The 16085-nt window shown below is 38.9% G+C and carries 15 protein-coding genes and 1 pseudogene; 5 read left to right on the forward strand and 11 right to left on the reverse strand.

Going from position 1 to position 16085, the window contains the following annotated elements; translation table 11 throughout:
• Positions 1 to 243, forward strand: a pseudogene (locus ACYP5M_RS20770) (NAD(P)/FAD-dependent oxidoreductase); the annotation flags it as partial.
• 95 nt (positions 244 to 338) lie between these two features.
• Here ACYP5M_RS20770 and chbG read toward each other — a convergent pair.
• The 5 genes from chbG to ACYP5M_RS20795 are packed head-to-tail and all read right to left on the reverse strand — an operon-like array spanning position 339 to position 4434.
• Entirely contained in the window at positions 339 to 1070 is a 732-nt protein-coding gene (gene chbG / locus ACYP5M_RS20775; RefSeq protein WP_434169111.1) for a chitin disaccharide deacetylase, read from the reverse strand.
• A complete protein-coding gene (locus ACYP5M_RS20780) occupies positions 1067 to 2410 on the reverse strand; it encodes a 6-phospho-beta-glucosidase (RefSeq protein WP_434169110.1) in 1344 nt (447 codons plus the stop codon). Before ACYP5M_RS20780 ends, chbG begins: the two co-directional genes overlap by 4 nt.
• Positions 2407 to 2754: a PTS lactose/cellobiose transporter subunit IIA gene (locus ACYP5M_RS20785; RefSeq protein ID WP_230177452.1), complete on the reverse strand. Its 348-nt coding sequence runs from the start codon at positions 2752 to 2754 to the stop codon at positions 2407 to 2409. The genes ACYP5M_RS20780 and ACYP5M_RS20785 overlap by 4 nt, the downstream gene beginning before the upstream one ends.
• A gap of 17 nt (positions 2755 to 2771) precedes the next feature.
• The gene (locus ACYP5M_RS20790) at positions 2772 to 4121 is read right to left on the reverse strand and encodes a PTS sugar transporter subunit IIC (RefSeq protein WP_034313464.1); all 1350 of its coding nucleotides are present in this window, start codon (positions 4119 to 4121) and stop codon (positions 2772 to 2774) included.
• Positions 4122 to 4125: 4 nt separating this feature from the next.
• The gene (locus tag ACYP5M_RS20795; protein ID WP_048684685.1) at positions 4126 to 4434 is read right to left on the reverse strand and encodes a PTS sugar transporter subunit IIB; all 309 of its coding nucleotides are present in this window, start codon (positions 4432 to 4434) and stop codon (positions 4126 to 4128) included.
• 278 nt (positions 4435 to 4712) lie between these two features.
• Between ACYP5M_RS20795 and ACYP5M_RS20800 the strand changes: the two genes are divergently transcribed.
• The gene (locus ACYP5M_RS20800; protein WP_101224747.1) at positions 4713 to 5429 is read left to right on the forward strand and encodes a GntR family transcriptional regulator; all 717 of its coding nucleotides are present in this window, start codon (positions 4713 to 4715) and stop codon (positions 5427 to 5429) included.
• 739 nt (positions 5430 to 6168) lie between these two features.
• On the opposite strand, the gene ACYP5M_RS20805 is transcribed toward ACYP5M_RS20800, so the two are convergent.
• Positions 6169 to 6903, reverse strand: coding sequence for an alpha/beta fold hydrolase (locus tag ACYP5M_RS20805; protein ID WP_459735485.1), 735 nt, complete (start codon positions 6901 to 6903; stop codon positions 6169 to 6171).
• Between the two features lie 749 nt (positions 6904 to 7652).
• On the opposite strand from ACYP5M_RS20805, the gene ACYP5M_RS20810 reads away from it, so the two are divergent.
• Positions 7653 to 8315: a hypothetical protein gene (locus ACYP5M_RS20810; protein WP_402941895.1), complete on the forward strand. Its 663-nt coding sequence runs from the start codon at positions 7653 to 7655 to the stop codon at positions 8313 to 8315.
• Between the two features lie 198 nt (positions 8316 to 8513).
• Here ACYP5M_RS20810 and ACYP5M_RS20815 read toward each other — a convergent pair whose 3' ends face one another.
• From ACYP5M_RS20815 to ACYP5M_RS20830, 4 genes are all read right to left on the reverse strand, one after another.
• Positions 8514 to 9122, reverse strand: a complete 609-nt coding sequence (locus tag ACYP5M_RS20815) for a methyltransferase domain-containing protein (RefSeq protein WP_452445184.1) — start codon at positions 9120 to 9122, stop codon at positions 8514 to 8516.
• Between the two features lie 110 nt (positions 9123 to 9232).
• Positions 9233 to 10042: an SDR family NAD(P)-dependent oxidoreductase gene (locus ACYP5M_RS20820; protein WP_230177456.1), complete on the reverse strand. Its 810-nt coding sequence runs from the start codon at positions 10040 to 10042 to the stop codon at positions 9233 to 9235.
• Positions 10043 to 10254: 212 nt separating this feature from the next.
• A complete protein-coding gene (locus ACYP5M_RS20825; RefSeq protein ID WP_260357134.1) occupies positions 10255 to 10620 on the reverse strand; it encodes a PqqD family protein in 366 nt (121 codons plus the stop codon).
• A complete protein-coding gene (locus ACYP5M_RS20830; RefSeq protein ID WP_459735486.1) occupies positions 10610 to 12502 on the reverse strand; it encodes an OPT family oligopeptide transporter in 1893 nt (630 codons plus the stop codon). The genes ACYP5M_RS20825 and ACYP5M_RS20830 overlap by 11 nt, the downstream gene beginning before the upstream one ends.
• Positions 12503 to 12824: 322 nt before the next feature.
• Between ACYP5M_RS20830 and ACYP5M_RS20835 the strand changes: the two genes are divergently transcribed.
• Together ACYP5M_RS20835 and ACYP5M_RS20840 are read left to right on the forward strand one after the other, a co-directional pair.
• Complete coding sequence (locus ACYP5M_RS20835) at positions 12825 to 13472, forward strand: cupin domain-containing protein (protein WP_101224714.1); 648 nt, start codon at positions 12825 to 12827, stop codon at positions 13470 to 13472.
• Between the two features lie 603 nt (positions 13473 to 14075).
• On the forward strand, positions 14076 to 14810 hold the full coding sequence (locus ACYP5M_RS20840; protein ID WP_434169105.1) for an SMI1/KNR4 family protein: 735 nt from the start codon (positions 14076 to 14078) through the stop codon (positions 14808 to 14810).
• Between the two features lie 191 nt (positions 14811 to 15001).
• Here the strand turns inward: ACYP5M_RS20840 and ACYP5M_RS20845 are convergent, their stop codons facing one another.
• The gene (locus ACYP5M_RS20845) at positions 15002 to 16078 is read right to left on the reverse strand and encodes an NAD(P)H-dependent flavin oxidoreductase (RefSeq protein WP_459735487.1); all 1077 of its coding nucleotides are present in this window, start codon (positions 16076 to 16078) and stop codon (positions 15002 to 15004) included.
• Positions 16079 to 16085 lie beyond the last annotated feature (7 nt).

Below are 16085 nucleotides of genomic sequence, written 5' to 3' on the forward strand. Positions count from 1 at the left end.
AATGCTTGGCAAATGGGTGAGCTTGTTGGTTACAACCTATTTGCAGCCTTTGAAGGCAAGAAACTTGAAGCATTTTCGCCTGTCAACTCAGGTACGCTTGCGAGCCTTGGCCGTAAGGATGCGGTGGCAACGGTTGGGGCCAATAACACGTCCCTTAAAGGACTTCCGGCTACATTGATGAAAGAAGCAAGTAATGTTCGCTATCTATCGCACATCAAAGCCCTATTCAGCTTGGCTTATTAATTTTTAAGATAAAGCACTCATTGAATTTAAAAGGACCATTCATCATTTGGATGAATGGTCCTCTTTTGCAATTAAAGGGATGTATTTATCAAAATTCAAATGTTAACCTGGTTGATGCTGAATCTAAGGAAAAATCCCTCAGGTAATTTTGCATTTGTCAGGATCCGTGTTTCTTTTAAACGTTTATCATTATATGAGGAGACTTCCATTAATTCTTCATCCATATAAGCAGGGTGAGTCATTATCTCCACGCTCGCCCCATCGATTACCCTCCCCTTCAAGTTTTGAAAGTAATCTTCAACCACCATTTCTCCATAAAAATCATCCAGGAATACATCTGTAACGATTTGAATCCCAGCAAGGTGCCTTCCGGCATTACGCACTGGCAATCCATATTTATCTGACAGCTTTTTAATAACCGGTAGAAATGCTGTGATCCCATGTACATGATGATGGCTGTCAAAATGAGTCGGGAATAGACCAAATTCCAAGAATCTTTCGATTTGTGCTGACCACTCCCTCTCCAATTCGCTCAAGGAAATACCGGCAGGATCCCCATATACCAACCCTTGCTTCTTAAAGAAACCAGCTTCATCAACCAAACTCGGAACATCACTCAACAAAGGTTTCCCCCATGTCAGCACTAAGTGTATACCTACCTTCAACGATGGTGTCTTCTTTGCGATTTCGATCGCATGCTCCGTTGCTTGCGCATTCATCATGATCGTTGTCGAATTGACAATTCCATATTTGTGGCTATCCAAAATCCCATAATTCACCGCTTTAGTTAACCCGAAATCATCTGCATTTACAAGGACTTCAATCATGATAAATTATCCTGCAACTCCTTTTTTTCAAAAAACTGCGGCAGATAATCTTTATGTGCCTCCAGCATTTCGTCTAAGATAAGTTTTGCAACCCGGTCACTTGGAACGAGTGGATTGATCGTCATGGCAAGCAACGCAGTATCATAGTCCCCCGAAATTGCAGCTTCGATGGCTACCCTTTCAAAGGATTTGATTTGCTGAATTAATCCGCGGACAGCGACAGGAAGCTCTCCTACATTGATTGGCTTAGGACCATCCTTAGTTATCACGCAACTGGTTTCAATCGCCGAGCCGTAAGGGATGCCTTCTATCGCACCATGGTTGACCGTATTTACCGCTTGAATATCTCGCCTATCCGTATGCATCGAGCAAATCAACCGTACAGCCGCATCGCTGTAGTACGCACCTCCGCGCTCTTCAAGCTGCGGCGGCTTGATAGCCAGATCCTGGTCTTTGTATAGCTCGAATAAACCTGCTTCAAGTCTTTGAACGACCTCTGCACGTGTTTCCCCTTTTTCTGCATCCTTCAATTCTTGGGCCAGCACATCCCCCGTTTTGTAATAGTAGTTGTGGTATGGACACGGAAACAGATTTAACGCTCTAAGGAATTCCGGCTCCCAGCCCATTGCATGGATATTCTTCATCGTGACAGCTTTAGCTGGATCCGTAATCAAATTGATGATTTGATCTTTGACACTCTCCCCATCAACGAATACATCCAATCCGTAAACCATATGGTTCAAGCCGGCAAAGTCGATCCGGACTCTTGATGGCTCTACATCCATTAAATCCGCAACACCTCGTTCCATACCAATCGGCACATTGCAAAGTCCGATGATTTTGGAGATATTACTGTGACGCAGAACTGCTTCAGTTACCATTCCAGCAGGATTCGTGAAGTTAATCAGCCATGCTTCCGGACATAATTCCTCCATTTCATGAGCAATATCCAGAATGACGGGAATCGTTCTAAAAGCCTTGAAAAGCCCACCAGGCCCATTCGTCTCCTGTCCGATCACTCCGTGTTTCAATGGAATCTTTTCATCAAGTGCCCTTGCTGCGAGCTGGCCAACCCGCAGCTGGGTTGTTACATAATCTGCGCCTTTAAGCGCTTTCTTTCTATCTAGCGTGAGGTGGACATCAATATTCACACCAGCCTTTTCAATCATCCTTCTTGCCAGATTCCCGACAATTTCAAGCTTTTCCTTTCCCGCTTCGATGTCAACGAGCCAAATTTCACTCACGGGAAGTTCTTCATGATATTTAATGAATCCTTCGATCAGTTCTGGCGTATAGCTCGATCCTCCACCAATCGTAACAATTTTCAGCCCCTTGCTCATTCGGCAGCCCTCTCCTTCACAACATTTGCATGTAAGAATTCTTCGCGTAGATCGATCATTTCCAGTGCAAGATCCTTTACTGTCATCGCCGTCATTAAATGATCTTGTGCATGCACTAGGATGATGGGAAGATCAAAATGGTCCCCGCCCGCCTCGGCATGGATTAATTGAGTTTGGTATTTATGGGCCTGCAGTAATTCCGTTTCCGCCTCGGCGATTTTCAATCGTGCAGAATCAAAATCCTTTTTCTTTGCTTCCTGCAACGCTTCCATTGCAAAGCTTCTCGCATTCCCACTATATAAAATCAATTGAAAGGATAGCTGGTATAATTCTTCTTTTTCCATTTTTCATCACTACTTTCTTAAAGGCTTAGCGTTTCTGAATCTTTTGTAAGCTTTGTTTCATTTTTGGTGTCTATCTTCACTTGAGCATAAACGAATGGTAAATAAATAGCGGTTGAAATGACTAGATTGATTGCAGCCAAAACCGCTCCAGATACATGTCCGCCTGTGGCCAGGAATCCACCCACAATCGGCGGGGTAACCCATGGAATCTTAGCGACGATCGGAAAAACCATTCCGCTGCTTACCGCGATATAAGAGATCACCGTTGTAATTACCGGGCCGAGAACAAATGGGATGAACCACATTGGATTCAGAACGATAGGCAATCCGAAAAGAATGGGTTCGTTAATCTGGAACACTCCTGGTGCCCCTCCGAGTGCAATCATCTGTTTATACCGTTTCCGGCCGGCAATGATCATTGCAATGATTAGGCCCAATGTTGCACCAGATCCGCCTAAATAAACAAATGCATCCAGGAAAGAACCCGCCAATACCCCGTATTGGTCCATGTCTTTGACGCCTTTTGCATATAAATCGATATTTTTCACTCCTGAACTTTCAAAAAGCGGTGTCGTTATCCCACCAAGGATATTGGGTCCATGCAAACCGATCATCCATAATAAATGAACAAGAAATACTAGTAAAATAGCGAATGGCAATGAATCTACTGCACTTTGTAATGGAGATACGATCACTTTACTCAACCAGTCATTCAATACCTGCCCATCCGTAGCTTTACGGAACAGCAGTCCGAATATACCAGCGATAAAGATCGTTGCCATACCCGGCACTAACTTTGCAAATGAACGGGCAACCGCAGGAGGTACTCCATCAGGAAGCTTGATGACTAAATACTTCACTCGGGAAAGTCTCACAAATATTTCAGTGGCTATCAAGGCAACGACAATTCCTGTAAAGAGGGCTGTAGCATTAAAATAGTTTACGCTTACAAAACCCCAGGCCCCGCCAGTAACATCTTTATCATCGATGGTTAAAGTGACATTTCCGATTTGAGGCAATAGTAAGAAGAAACAGGCTGCGGATACCAGCATCGCTTCAAAACCATCGTCACCGTATGATCGTGCCAATTTATAAGAAATGCCGAATACAGCGAATACCGTCATGAATGCAAAGGTTCCAAACCAAATATCACCGCCGAGCGTATTCCATGCAGGACCGAAGATGGCCTCCATCATTCTTCCGTAAGGCTTGATGACTTGCCCTAGATTATTAAACAGGACGGCGAATGACCCGATCATTGTAATCGCTATCATTCCAATCAATGCGTCACGAATTGCAAGCAAATGCCGGTTATTTCCTACCTTTACCGCCCCAGGCATAATATACTTATCAATAAAAGTCATCATATCCTTATTCTCCTTTTATTAAAGTAGTGGCTTGTTTTAGCACTTCTTCACCATTACATAGTCCATAGAACATCGGATTGATGGTTGCGACTGGAATTCCCTTTTCTTTCCCCGCTTCCTGTAGCTTGGAAAGAAGATATCTAACCTGCGGCCCTAATAAAATAACATCCGCCTTATCTATTTCATTGTTAACTTCTGTAGAACCAACTGCCCATATATGACACTCTACCCCTTGTTTTTTAGCACTTTCCTCCATCTTGGTAACTAATAAACTAGTAGACATCCCTGCAGAACAACATAATAAGATATTCATTGAAATTACCCCCCTTTTTTAATGATTGATTATTCAGTATTTTCAAGTAAGTCTAAACCGCATTTTTTATAATCGATGTTACTTTTATCACATCCCTTGAATATGAAATGGGTATTATTGCCTCCATACATACATTGTAGTTACAAATCAAAAAAATATCAACACAATTTTTAATTTGTTATTACAAATTTGCGAATTAAAGTTGATTATTGAACTTATCCGAGATAATCTATATGTATATATTGGGAATGAGCATAGGAGGAATCACTGTGGAGACCATGAATAAAGAAGCGGCATTGCATTCCATAGTTAAGGAATCAATTATCGATCTCATAAAAAATGGCGAATATCAAACAAATACAAAATTACCGACTGAGGCAGAATTTTGTAAAATATACGGAGTAAGCAGGACAACAGTTCGCACGGCCTTACAGCAATTGAACGTCGAAGGCTACATCTACCGTGTTCAGGGCAAAGGTACTTTCGTTTCGGAAAATAAAGTGAAGCAATTTCTTTCAAGCACGGTTGAAAAGTTCTCTGAGCAAGTCACGATGCAAGGAAAAAACCCTTCTACAAAGGTCATTAGCTTAAAGGTGATCGAAGCAAACGCTACCCTTGCCAAGCTTTTTAAACAAAATATTGGAGACCCCGTAAATAAACTGGAACGGATACGTTACGTAAACGATATCCCCCTTCAATATGAAATTGCCTATCTCCCTTGGTATAAAACACCCGGGCTTAATATCGAAGCCTGCGAAAAATCACTCTTTAAAGTACTTGAGACACAATTCAATTTAAAAGTAAAAAAAACGGTCGAACACTTGGAGTTTTCACTTGCCGACGATTCCATTTCTGACAAATTGGACGTACCGAACGGCTCACCTTGTTTTTCATTGGAAACTTACACATATGAGAATGACGGATCGGTCATTGAATTCTCTAAAACTCTCTTTAGAGGCGATCGCGCGCACTTTGTCATCGAGCGTAACTATTGAATATTATTATATAAAATAAGACGGCTGCCTTATTAATTAAGGCAGCCTAGACTGTAGACATACTCGATTTTTTTAGGGTTTTGTAAGTTTGGAACATTGAATTCCACTCCAGGCACTTGCCTTCCGCAGGAGGCTCGAACACCGACTCCAATCAACTTAGTTTTAAAGTTTAGATAGAAACCCTTTTGTTGATAAAAGGAGGCTCGGAAGACTTTGTTACCCTTCATGTTTTTTACTTTTTTAATGGGTGAAACGTCATTGGATTGAAGAAATTTGCGCCACTCCTCCGAATAACTGGCTAGCCGAGACCCCACAGCCGCTTGCATTGATGAGGCTTTGCAGAAAAAGGGAGCGGATTTCTGAAATCAACTGAAACAAACTTCATGCAAACTCGTTTTTCTTCTTGAGAGAGGCAATCATAACGATTGCCTCTCTTTTCGTTGTGTGTCCGGATAATTATTTACATACTTACAAATACACTCAATAAATGAGTGAATTTACAAATATAGCATAATATTAAACAAATAACGCGAAAGCAATAATCCGGACCGGGGAGGTGTGGTGCTTGTCGTTTAGTCTACATCCCCCCCTTTTTCCGCATACCGGATCCCTTTGCATCATTGTTTACAAGTCCAAATATAATTCGATATGAAAATGCCCCCAATTAATTCTTTGAAGGCATCTCTACATCATCATAGAATAACAGGTCCTTTTTCTCATGGCTCAAGCTGAATTTTACTTACTCCCCATTCTGATTAAGCCATTTTTTTGTGACAACTATCATTTCTTCTTGCTGTTTCTTAGCTGAGATAGTCGCTTCATTATCTCCCTTTTGCTTTCCGTATACACCAAATTGACCGTGGTTTCCCCCCGCTATCTTATGCATGTTAGCCTGTTTAGATAGTAAGTGCTTTGTCTTCACAATCTTCTTCACTGTAGATAGCCCATCATGTTCTGCATATAACGATAGCATAGGAACCTTCATTTTTGAAAAGTCATTCGAGTTACTGGGATATGAACCGAGGAGGATAATTCCTTCCACCTCTTTTGGATTTTCATAAGCATATGCGGAGGCGGCTACTCCTCCTAACGAGTGTCCAGCAACGTACCATTTCTCCACAGTTGGATATGCATCTTTAGCTTCCACCGCTTTATTTTTATCAAACAAAGCGAAATTGAACCTCACATCTGGGATAACGACTGTATATCCCTCTTTCGATAATTCTTTTGCATAATATCCGTATGCTCCCGGCTCAACCTTGGCACCTGGATACAGGACAATGCCCACTTTCTTAGTTTTTGTTGGTTCGAATGTGACAAACCCATTTTCCTTTTTTATATTCCCCTTTCCAACTAACGCATACAATTCATCTGATGGCTTGTATGTTTGTTCTGACCATATGTAAAAGCCGCCGAAAGCGATAATCATTAATGCAATTATACTAACGAGAATATATTTAATAACTTTTTTCATTTTATACCTCACTATTCCTAAAATTTATTTCTAGGTGATGTTATGGACACACACAGCTACTAGTATTGCTTTTCATTCACCCTGTCCTTGAACTTTACATCTAACTTCCTTCTCTTTTGAATATTTTTATGACATTTTCCTCATGTAGACGGATATGTCATCTCTACTTAGGCTAAAAAAGAAACAAGGTGTGAAATGAGCTGGTTATTAACGATTATATAGGCTTTCCTTTATCTCAGTTTTGCGTGCTTATTTATTTTCTTCTCAGGAAAAGGGGGATTATCTCCATCATTTTCAAGTCTCTTGGATTATCACATATTTAATTACTTGCTGTGCTATTTCTCACCTTATTAGGTGTAACCACCCTGTACGAATCCTCTCTCTTTGTTTGGATGCCAGCTATCGAACATTGCCACAAGTTTTTCGGAAACGTAGTTCGTCTGAGTCCACATTGAGAATTATTACACAATCTGTGCACGTATTTCAGTGGCTGCTTATCAGTAATATCCCTATTTATGGGAATTTTTCATGCAATGCTTCCATCCATGTTTAAATATAAAGTTTCTTATGTAGACCTTTGATACTTATAAAAACCATATATAAAGCCTACCCTTATATTCTCCGTATAGGTATTTACAATCTTTCCTGAATATGAATTTCACATTAAATTAAAATTATATTAAAGTTATTTTTTGTGATATGTTTTGTTCTATTATAGTATGGAAAAAAACATATAGGGGGTGAATTAGTTGGATACTATTTTATATTTTTGTTATTCAATCATTTATATTATTCTTTTTATCATGGGAATGATGTTACTTCGACAGGACCGTAAACTCTTTTCGTATTCAAGCTTTCTTCTTCTAGTTACTTTCGGGCTTATCGTGGATAACTTAATTATTGCCTCTGGAAAGTTCATTGGTGATGGCCCTTTGTTGGAGTCATTAAATGCATTACGTTTCTGGAGTCATGGATTTATCACTCCCACATTGATTTTGTTTGGATGGGGAATGGCAAAAAGGATACATATTCCTTTTACAAAAAAAATGATAACACCCTACTTTTTCCTTTTCCTTACAGCTGGGCTTATCATCTATGAATTTATTGAAAATATGCATAAGACATTTGTACCAATCTACGAGTATGGTGTTTTAAGATATGTTAGTGAGGAATCTTCAGGCCCACCTTTAATGGTGCTTATTGTTACCTTTATATTATTGGTGATTAGCATCTGCATATTTATAAGAACACGTTGGATTTGGATGCTTTTAGGAGTAATAGTCATGATAGTTGGAAGTGCCATCCCTATTCCCATAGAAAGTTCGGCTGTTACCAATGCATTTGAATTAATTTTTTTATGTTTACTATGGCTTACAAACTATAAACTAGAACCTCGCCCACAAACAAAGTGATTCATCCTTAGAAATAGAAGAGCATAAAACTAAAAGATAAAAAATGGAATAGGAGCATGCAAAAAAGTAAGAATTTTACAATACACTGTAAATTAAGTACCCACCACGGTTCGTTACTCATTGCACCCAAGCATCAATGAAATATCGCTTGGGTGCATTTAATGTTTGCTTGATTATCACCAAAAAACGAGTATCCATTCAAATTAACAATTGGTATATGACGAATTTTTCAAAAGGATTAGATTCTGTCAAGCCAGGTAACATCACCTCGTCTTTCAGTTCGAAGGCGGTTTGGTTTTCGAGGAAAAAAATATAATCCTGTGAAGCATAAAATAAAATCAGTTCGATTTGGCGCGGTTCTTTTTCAAAGGAAAGCAATATGTTATTGATGATTTTCATGAAGATCTGTACCGAGAACGGGTTAAAGAAATAAAAGCGATTATCATTCGTATCAATATCATATTCTTCCGCCAAACAGCAGTGGAATTCTATATTGCCATAGTTGTTGTTCCTTTTCTTCATGTAGCCATTCAGATTCTCGATCGCTTCTTTATAGAAACTTTCATTCATCTCCACGCCAACCACAGATGATTGATATAAATGATGGATGAAAAAATTCAAGCGTCCTTTACCGCATCCAAAATCAACAATGCGATCATTTCTTTTCAGTGCATATTTTTTGAATAAATGTTCTAATGCGCTATAAGGCGTAGGTTCGTATCGGTGATAATGCAGAGAATCATTGAATTTTTTTTGTTCACCTTCCGTTTTGATGTTCAGCATTTCGTCATAATTCGTTTCTTCCATTGTTAATGCACCTGCTTCATGTTTTTTAAATAAAGGGCTTCCTAACCAAAAACCCCGGATAAGGTTGATCTTTTCCAGGGTAAGGTTTTGTTATATGAATGTCCAGAAAATTAATTGGATTTTGCTTTGGTTACATAATCATTAAAATCAGAGATGCTTGGGTTGGCCATATAATGACCGCCTTCCACTTGGATCGTCTGACCTGTAATGAATTTAGACTCGTCAGATGCAAGGAATAGTACGGTATAACCGATATCATCCGCTTCACCATGATATGGCAATGCATTGAATTTAGCAAAAATATCGAGTACGGCCTGAGGCATATTATTTTTCGCTGCAGGAGTTAAAATAAGACCTGGTGCCACTCCATTACAACGAATATGATCTTTACCATACTGTGCAGCTATATAACGAGTCAGATTCACTACCCCCGCTTTGGACGCGCCATATGCAGATCGTACGGAGTCACCTGTAAATCCAGCCATGGAGGCCGTATTGATTATCGAACCTCCTCCCGCTTTAATCATGTGAGGAATCGCAAACCTGCTGCCCAATAGCACACTTTTTAAATTCACATCCATAAGTCGGTCCCATTCTTCCAAATCTAAATTCACGACATCCAGATCTTTATGCAGGTTAGTTGACCCCACATTATTAACAAGTACCGTAACCGTTCCATATTGTTCAATGGTAAAGTCGACTGCTGCCTGGATGGAATCTGCTTGTCCGGCATCCAAGAACACTCCAGACGCTTCCCCACCTTGTTTTTTAATGTTTTCAGCCGCTTCTTTCGCTCCTGTTTCGTTAAAATCAGCAATCACGACTTTTGCGCCTTCTTTAGCCATTAGTGTGGATATGGATAACCCTATACCTGAAGCTCCACCTGTAACTAATGCTACTTTTCCTTGTACTCTTCCCATAATAATCCACCTGCTCTTCAAAATATGAATATTTTATCCTGACTGACAGTACAAGAATACAATATATATAAATTAGTTACAAATAATTATACTCAAAGTTCATTTTTGTAAAAATGTAGATTATTAGAATGTCGTAAGCCTGTGAAAATTTTTGATTTTCATCAAATTTAAAACAGAAAAAAGCTGAAGCATCAAAAGAGCTTCAGCTTTTTTCATTTTTCTTCTTCATCATTCCATATGATCCAATCATGAACCTCTAGAATTTCCAGGAATTTCATCAACCTCGGTAAAGCCGGTTCTGCTTCCTCTCCAAAATGTTCACTCATCGCTTCAGAAATCTGATTTACATTTCTTTGGAACTCCATCTGTTTAATGGCATATGCCCCAAACTTATCAAGCTTGATTTTGCGGACTGATGGTTGTTTAAAGAAACGAATTGTAATTCGTTCCACAAAATTGGTCCTTTGAATGACTAAAAAAGTTGCTTCCGAAGATTCTTGTACCATAGTGACGCGTTTTTCCAAAAGGGGAACCATGGTTAACAGGTTCCTCTTTTTTGATTGGCTTTTACGAAGCATCTTCTTTTTTCCCTTTGCTGGATACGAACCATAGCAATCCAGCTAGAGCAAGGAATAATAGGAAAGGTAGCAAATTGCTGGCTAATTTAGCCGCAGCCGGAACTTGGACACCTGCTGCGATCAATATGGCAATAAGAACACCAATCAATGATTCACCCGCTATTAAACCAGATGCAAATAATACACCTCTATCAACCCGTGCTTTAAGCGCTTCTTTTGTTTTCGAGAAAAACTCAACGAAGAAACGAATAAATCCACCGATCATGATTGGGGCACTAGTATGAACCGGTAAGTAAATGCCGACAGCAACAACAAGTGAATTTAGACCGAAAAATTCTAATGTGATCGAAATAGCCGCACCGATAAAGATGAGTGTCCAAGGTAAATCTCCCCCAAGAACACCTTCAGCTAGTATTTTCATTAGTGCCGCTTTAGGTGCAGGCAGTTCTGCAGATCCCATCGTATATGCGTTATCCATCAGAACCAGGATAAAACCAATGACAGAAGCTGACGCAACAACACCGATCATCATGGCAACTTGTTGTTTCCATGGTGTTCCGCCGACGATATATCCTGTTTTTAGATCTTGAGAAACATCACCTGAAACCGCAAGTGCAGTACAAATGATCGCAGCGACGGTTAAAGCGGCTACCATTCCCGTCGTACCAGTAAAACCAGTAGCTTTATAGACAATCGCTACAATCAATAGTGTGGCTATCGTCATTCCTGAAACTGGGGAAGAAGAACTTCCGACGATCCCAACAACCCTTGAAGCCACTGTCACGAATAAAAACCCAAAAATCGCAATTGCAATCGCACCGATGATTCCTACATCCGTGATAGGTGTGAAAGCAATGATTAAAATAACGATGATCGTTCCCAGCCAAACGTATTTAGCCGGTATGTCTTGTTCTGTACGGATCGAACCTGATTTTAGTTGTCCTTTATTGGCTTTAACACCTTTAAGAGTATCGAAAACTGAACTGAAAAGTATTGGTAATGTTTTGATCAATGTGATCAATCCGCCAGTTGCAACGGCACCAGCACCAATGTAGCGTATATAATTATCCCAAATTCCCCATGCATCCAATTCACCGATCGGTACCTCAGAAGGGAAAATGGCTGTTCCATTGCTTCCGCCAAAAAAGCTGATGGCCGGTATTAGAACGACCCAGGCTAATAACCCCCCACCTAGCATTTGTCCTGCAACACGCGGTCCAATAATATAACCTACACCCAAAAGGGAAGGAAAGGCATCAAGACCAACCACTGCATTTTTAAAATTCGTGATTCCTGTTTCAACCTCAGTCTTGAAAAGCTTAAACCCATCACCAAGACCTTTAACCACACCGCCGATAACCAAGCCGGCTCCGATCAGCTTGGCGCTTGTACCACCCTTTTCTCCTGATTTCAGGACCTCGGCACATGCCGTACCTTCAGGATAAGGTAATGTTTCATGTTCCCTTACAATCAAAAGCTGGCGAAGTGGAACCATCATGAAGACCCCTAAAAATCCCCCAGTTAATACAACGAAAATGATGAATGCTTGACTCACGTCCATGTCCCACATGAATAATGCTGGAATGGTAAATACAGCACCGGCACCAATAGCCTCACCTGCTGTGGTCATCGTTTGCACAATATTGTTTTCTAATATTGAATCCCTGCGAAAAACCCCTCTTAATATAGCCATTGAAATTACCGCCGCGGGTATTGAAGCAGAGACAGTTAAACCAATAAGTAGGCCTAAGTATGCATTTGCCGCCCCGAATACGATTGCAAGAATGACCCCTAGAATGATTGCAGTTGCAGTCAATTCCGGTAAAGATTTAGATGCAGAGACGTACGGGACGAATTTACTCTCTTTTGAATTGTTCGACAATTTAGCCACTTCCTATGTTAAACTTTAAAATCACAGAGAACATTATATCACTGTAATTTAAAGTCATGCAATGGGAAAATTACGCTAATCAAAAGTTTGATTATATCAAAAATTCAGTTTAGTAGTTTCAGTTTTAAAATATATAAAATAATATTGATATAATAACCATAACTATTACGTTACTCTAAGTCACTGCCTATCACAGCATCATCAGCAACCCTTATCAGTTCCATAGGCAATAAACCCACTGGGTTATTGCACATTAAAATGAGATTTTACATATCCTGAAAAATCAAGTCTTAAAAAAAGGAATGATAAATTCATGGTCTCCTATATGGACTATACCTCACCATCCACACAATACTTTTTCGATATTAATAAAAGCAATTTAATGAAAAAAGACAATCAAAACTATATCAATGTATTAGGTATCAAACAATTGAACACACTCGAAAATGTTTCATTATTAGATATTTACCTTAGTACAGACAATGTCGTAGAACCGCATTATCACCAAAATGCAGCAGAGCTCGTGTATTGCATTTCTGGAGCGGCAACCGTTTCATTACTGAATCCTTTTACAAAACAAATACAAAATTATCCCATTAAACCCGGTCAAGTAGCCAATGTCCCACAAGGTTGGTGGCATTATGAAGTGGCTAATACGGATAATACTCATTTGCTCGCCATTTTTAATGCACCAACACCTGAGGTGATCCTCGGTTCGGATATCTTGAAATTGACGCCGGCAAATATTATGGCACATACTTATTGCATGGATGAAAACCAATGGAAAAAAGCAATTGCACCGGTTCAGCCATCAACATTCATCGGTCCGCCAGTCAACTGCCATCGAGCCGATGAAGAGATGCAGCAATATCCTCAATATATTAATCACTATGATAACCAACTATATACTGCCCCGGCATACAACTATCAATACCAGCCCAATCCCCCATATTATTATTGAAGATAGATGTTGGGAACATGATTAACGCTGTTCAAGGCCTATACACCCTTCATGGATGACGTCTAAGGGAGAACCTCTCATTACATAAGGGTTCTCCCTTGCTTTTTATTACATGACCCGTGTAAAATGTCGAATTCATTTTACTGCGCAACATCTTATATTATGGTGTCCACCCAATGTGGTTTATGGGTATTTAAAAATCCATAACACGCTTGGATACAATTATCCGTTATATTATCTAAATATATTCTACCGAGTTTCTTCTTATAATATAAAAAATTCTCAAATTGCTCCCCCTAATACAGCAACAGATTATTCAGTTTGCGGCTGGCTCAGAAGTACTCCTATCTTTAAAAGAACCTCACCCTATCAAAATGCTCAATCTAGTTCTATAAAATTTAATCATCTGTGGCTTAATAGTGCATCACAGGTTCTATCTAAAAGGAATTATTGAAATTTTATAAATGCAAATAAATTAAAACATTTTTTGGATAAATATGAGAAATCACCTTACAATTGAAAAAGCCTATAAATAGTTGAGATTTTACTGTTGGATGATTTATTTGAGAAGAATGAAACTAAGTAATATGGAGAGTGTGATACTTGGAGTCTATTTTTGAAGAATTCGAAGATATGGATTTTGATGAATATAACCTAAATGAATTAACAGAAGGAGATATCCTTGATGCTGAAACAAATTTAAACATTAAACTCCCAAAAGAATATATTGAACTATTAAAAATTCAAAATGGGGGATATTTAAAATACAACGCATTACCAGTGAGTTTTAAAAATTCCTACGCTGATAATCATATTGCTGTAGACTTTCTGTTTGGAATTAAAGAAAATGAAGGAATTTACAAATCAAAATACCATCTTAATGAATGGGGAATTAAAGAAAAAGATTTTGTAACAATCTCCGGAGATGGACACACGTGGATTGTATTAGATTATAGTAAAAATAAAGATGAACCGCCAACAGAAGATTTGTCCGATTACATTGGTGGATATGAGTTATCCGTTGAACGTGCAAAAGATTTGTGTAAAAGTATAGATACTGAGGACATTTTAGATGGTATAAGCATATGGGCATGTAGTTATAAAGATTTAACAGAACTCGCATCTACACTGATTATGTTCCTTGAAACTAACTCATATATATATATTCAAGAAAGAGCATCTCAAAATTTAGTTGAATTAATCAGCGATGAGTTTGTAACTGATGAAATCATAATAAAAAAAGCGTTGCATATTTTAGGCTCTGTAGAAGATAGTGAAATCAATAGTGATATAAAGTATTCACACAAGTTATTACTTGACTTTATAAACAGGAACTAACTCAGTTACTTCGAATATACAGGTCTCTTATGCTGAAAACTTTTCAAAAGCACTAGAAAAAAGAGCATGGACCAATAAATGTGGTCATTTAACTAAAAAAGCAATGGAGAATCCCATTACATAAGGGTTCTCCATTGCTTTTAATTACATGATCCGCTTAAAAAACCGAATTCTTTTAACCTCGTAACATCTCATAATAGATTTATGTTTTTTGCTTCTGTAATAATATTTTTCATTAATGATACAACAGATTGATTTTTAGCTAATCTTGGACTCTGGCCAGACCATAGGGACATGAAATCTTGATTATTTTGTCCACTGGACGTTTTTCTAATTACTTGAGTTATTAGGTTTTGAACAGGAAAATCGGGTACAAGCAATTCATGCTCCAGCATATCTGCAATAAATTTGTTTTTAATACCTCTTGCCCATTTACCAGAAAAGGCACGAGTAAAGGTTGTCTGGTCTTCATCAGCATTCAATATGGCTTCTTTATGTACCTTATGTGCCCCACTTTCTATACAAGTCAAGAAAGCTGTACCCATTTGTACACCTTGTGCTCCTAAGCAGAGTGAAGCCATTAATCCTCTTCCATCCATAATTCCTCCTGCAGCAATAACAGGTATGCTTACATTGTCAACAGCCTGCGGAATAAGTGACATTAAACCTACTAGGCTCTCCTGATGACCTTCAATAAAGTTCCCGCGATGCCCGCCAGCTTCACTGCCTTGCATAACAACCATATCCATTCCCGCTTTTTCATTTTCAACTGCTTCCCTTACCGTTGTAGCTGTTCCTATAAGAGTGATGTTATGCTGTTTTAATTCATCCATCACTTCCTTAGGAGGAATACCAAATGTAAAGGAACAAATAGATACATTCTCTTTAATGACAACCTTAACTTGTTCAATGAAGCTTTCATAAATTTTTTTATACTCAGGAATGTCAAAGCTGTCTGTTTGTTCTAAATTTAATTGCTTACAAATGGTGTGTAAAAGCTGGTTAGCTGATTGGACTGCGTCAGGCGTTACGTTAAATTCGTTTGGCACGAATAGATTGATGCCAAAAGGGTTTGAAGTTAACTGCCTGATTTCTCTAATCTGCTCTCTCGTTTGTATTGGTGTCTGATAGCCTGCTCCGATCATTCCAAGTCCCCCAGCATTGGATACCTCGGCTACTAAATCCGAAGTGGTGATCCCACCAGCCATAGGAGCTTGTATAATAGGATTCTTAATCTTCAAATGCTTCATCATTTCATTATTTAACATCAATGAC

Source organism: Peribacillus sp. N1 (genome assembly GCF_054600815.1).

Coding starts and splice junctions, on each gene's coding strand:
- ACYP5M_RS20780 (WP_434169110.1), bottom strand. CDS start 2,410: ATGAGCAAGGGGCTGAAAATTGTTACGATTGGTGGAGGATCGAGCTAT.
- ACYP5M_RS20825 (WP_260357134.1), bottom strand. CDS start 10,620: ATGCTTCGTAAAAGCCAATCAAAAAAGAGGAACCTGTTAACCATGGTT.
- ACYP5M_RS20795 (WP_048684685.1), bottom strand. CDS start 4,434: ATGAATATCTTATTATGTTGTTCTGCAGGGATGTCTACTAGTTTATTA.
- ACYP5M_RS20785 (WP_230177452.1), bottom strand. CDS start 2,754: ATGGAAAAAGAAGAATTATACCAGCTATCCTTTCAATTGATTTTATAT.
- ACYP5M_RS20790 (WP_034313464.1), bottom strand. CDS start 4,121: ATGATGACTTTTATTGATAAGTATATTATGCCTGGGGCGGTAAAGGTA.
- ACYP5M_RS20805 (WP_459735485.1), bottom strand. CDS start 6,903: ATGAAAAAAGTTATTAAATATATTCTCGTTAGTATAATTGCATTAATG.
- ACYP5M_RS20820 (WP_230177456.1), bottom strand. CDS start 10,042: ATGGGAAGAGTACAAGGAAAAGTAGCATTAGTTACAGGTGGAGCTTCA.
- ACYP5M_RS20815 (WP_452445184.1), bottom strand. CDS start 9,122: ATGGAAGAAACGAATTATGACGAAATGCTGAACATCAAAACGGAAGGT.
- chbG (WP_434169111.1), bottom strand. CDS start 1,070: ATGATTGAAGTCCTTGTAAATGCAGATGATTTCGGGTTAACTAAAGCG.
- ACYP5M_RS20800 (WP_101224747.1), top strand. CDS start 4,713: ATGAATAAAGAAGCGGCATTGCATTCCATAGTTAAGGAATCAATTATC.
- ACYP5M_RS20835 (WP_101224714.1), top strand. CDS start 12,825: ATGGTCTCCTATATGGACTATACCTCACCATCCACACAATACTTTTTC.
- ACYP5M_RS20845 (WP_459735487.1), bottom strand. CDS start 16,078: ATGTTAAATAATGAAATGATGAAGCATTTGAAGATTAAGAATCCTATT.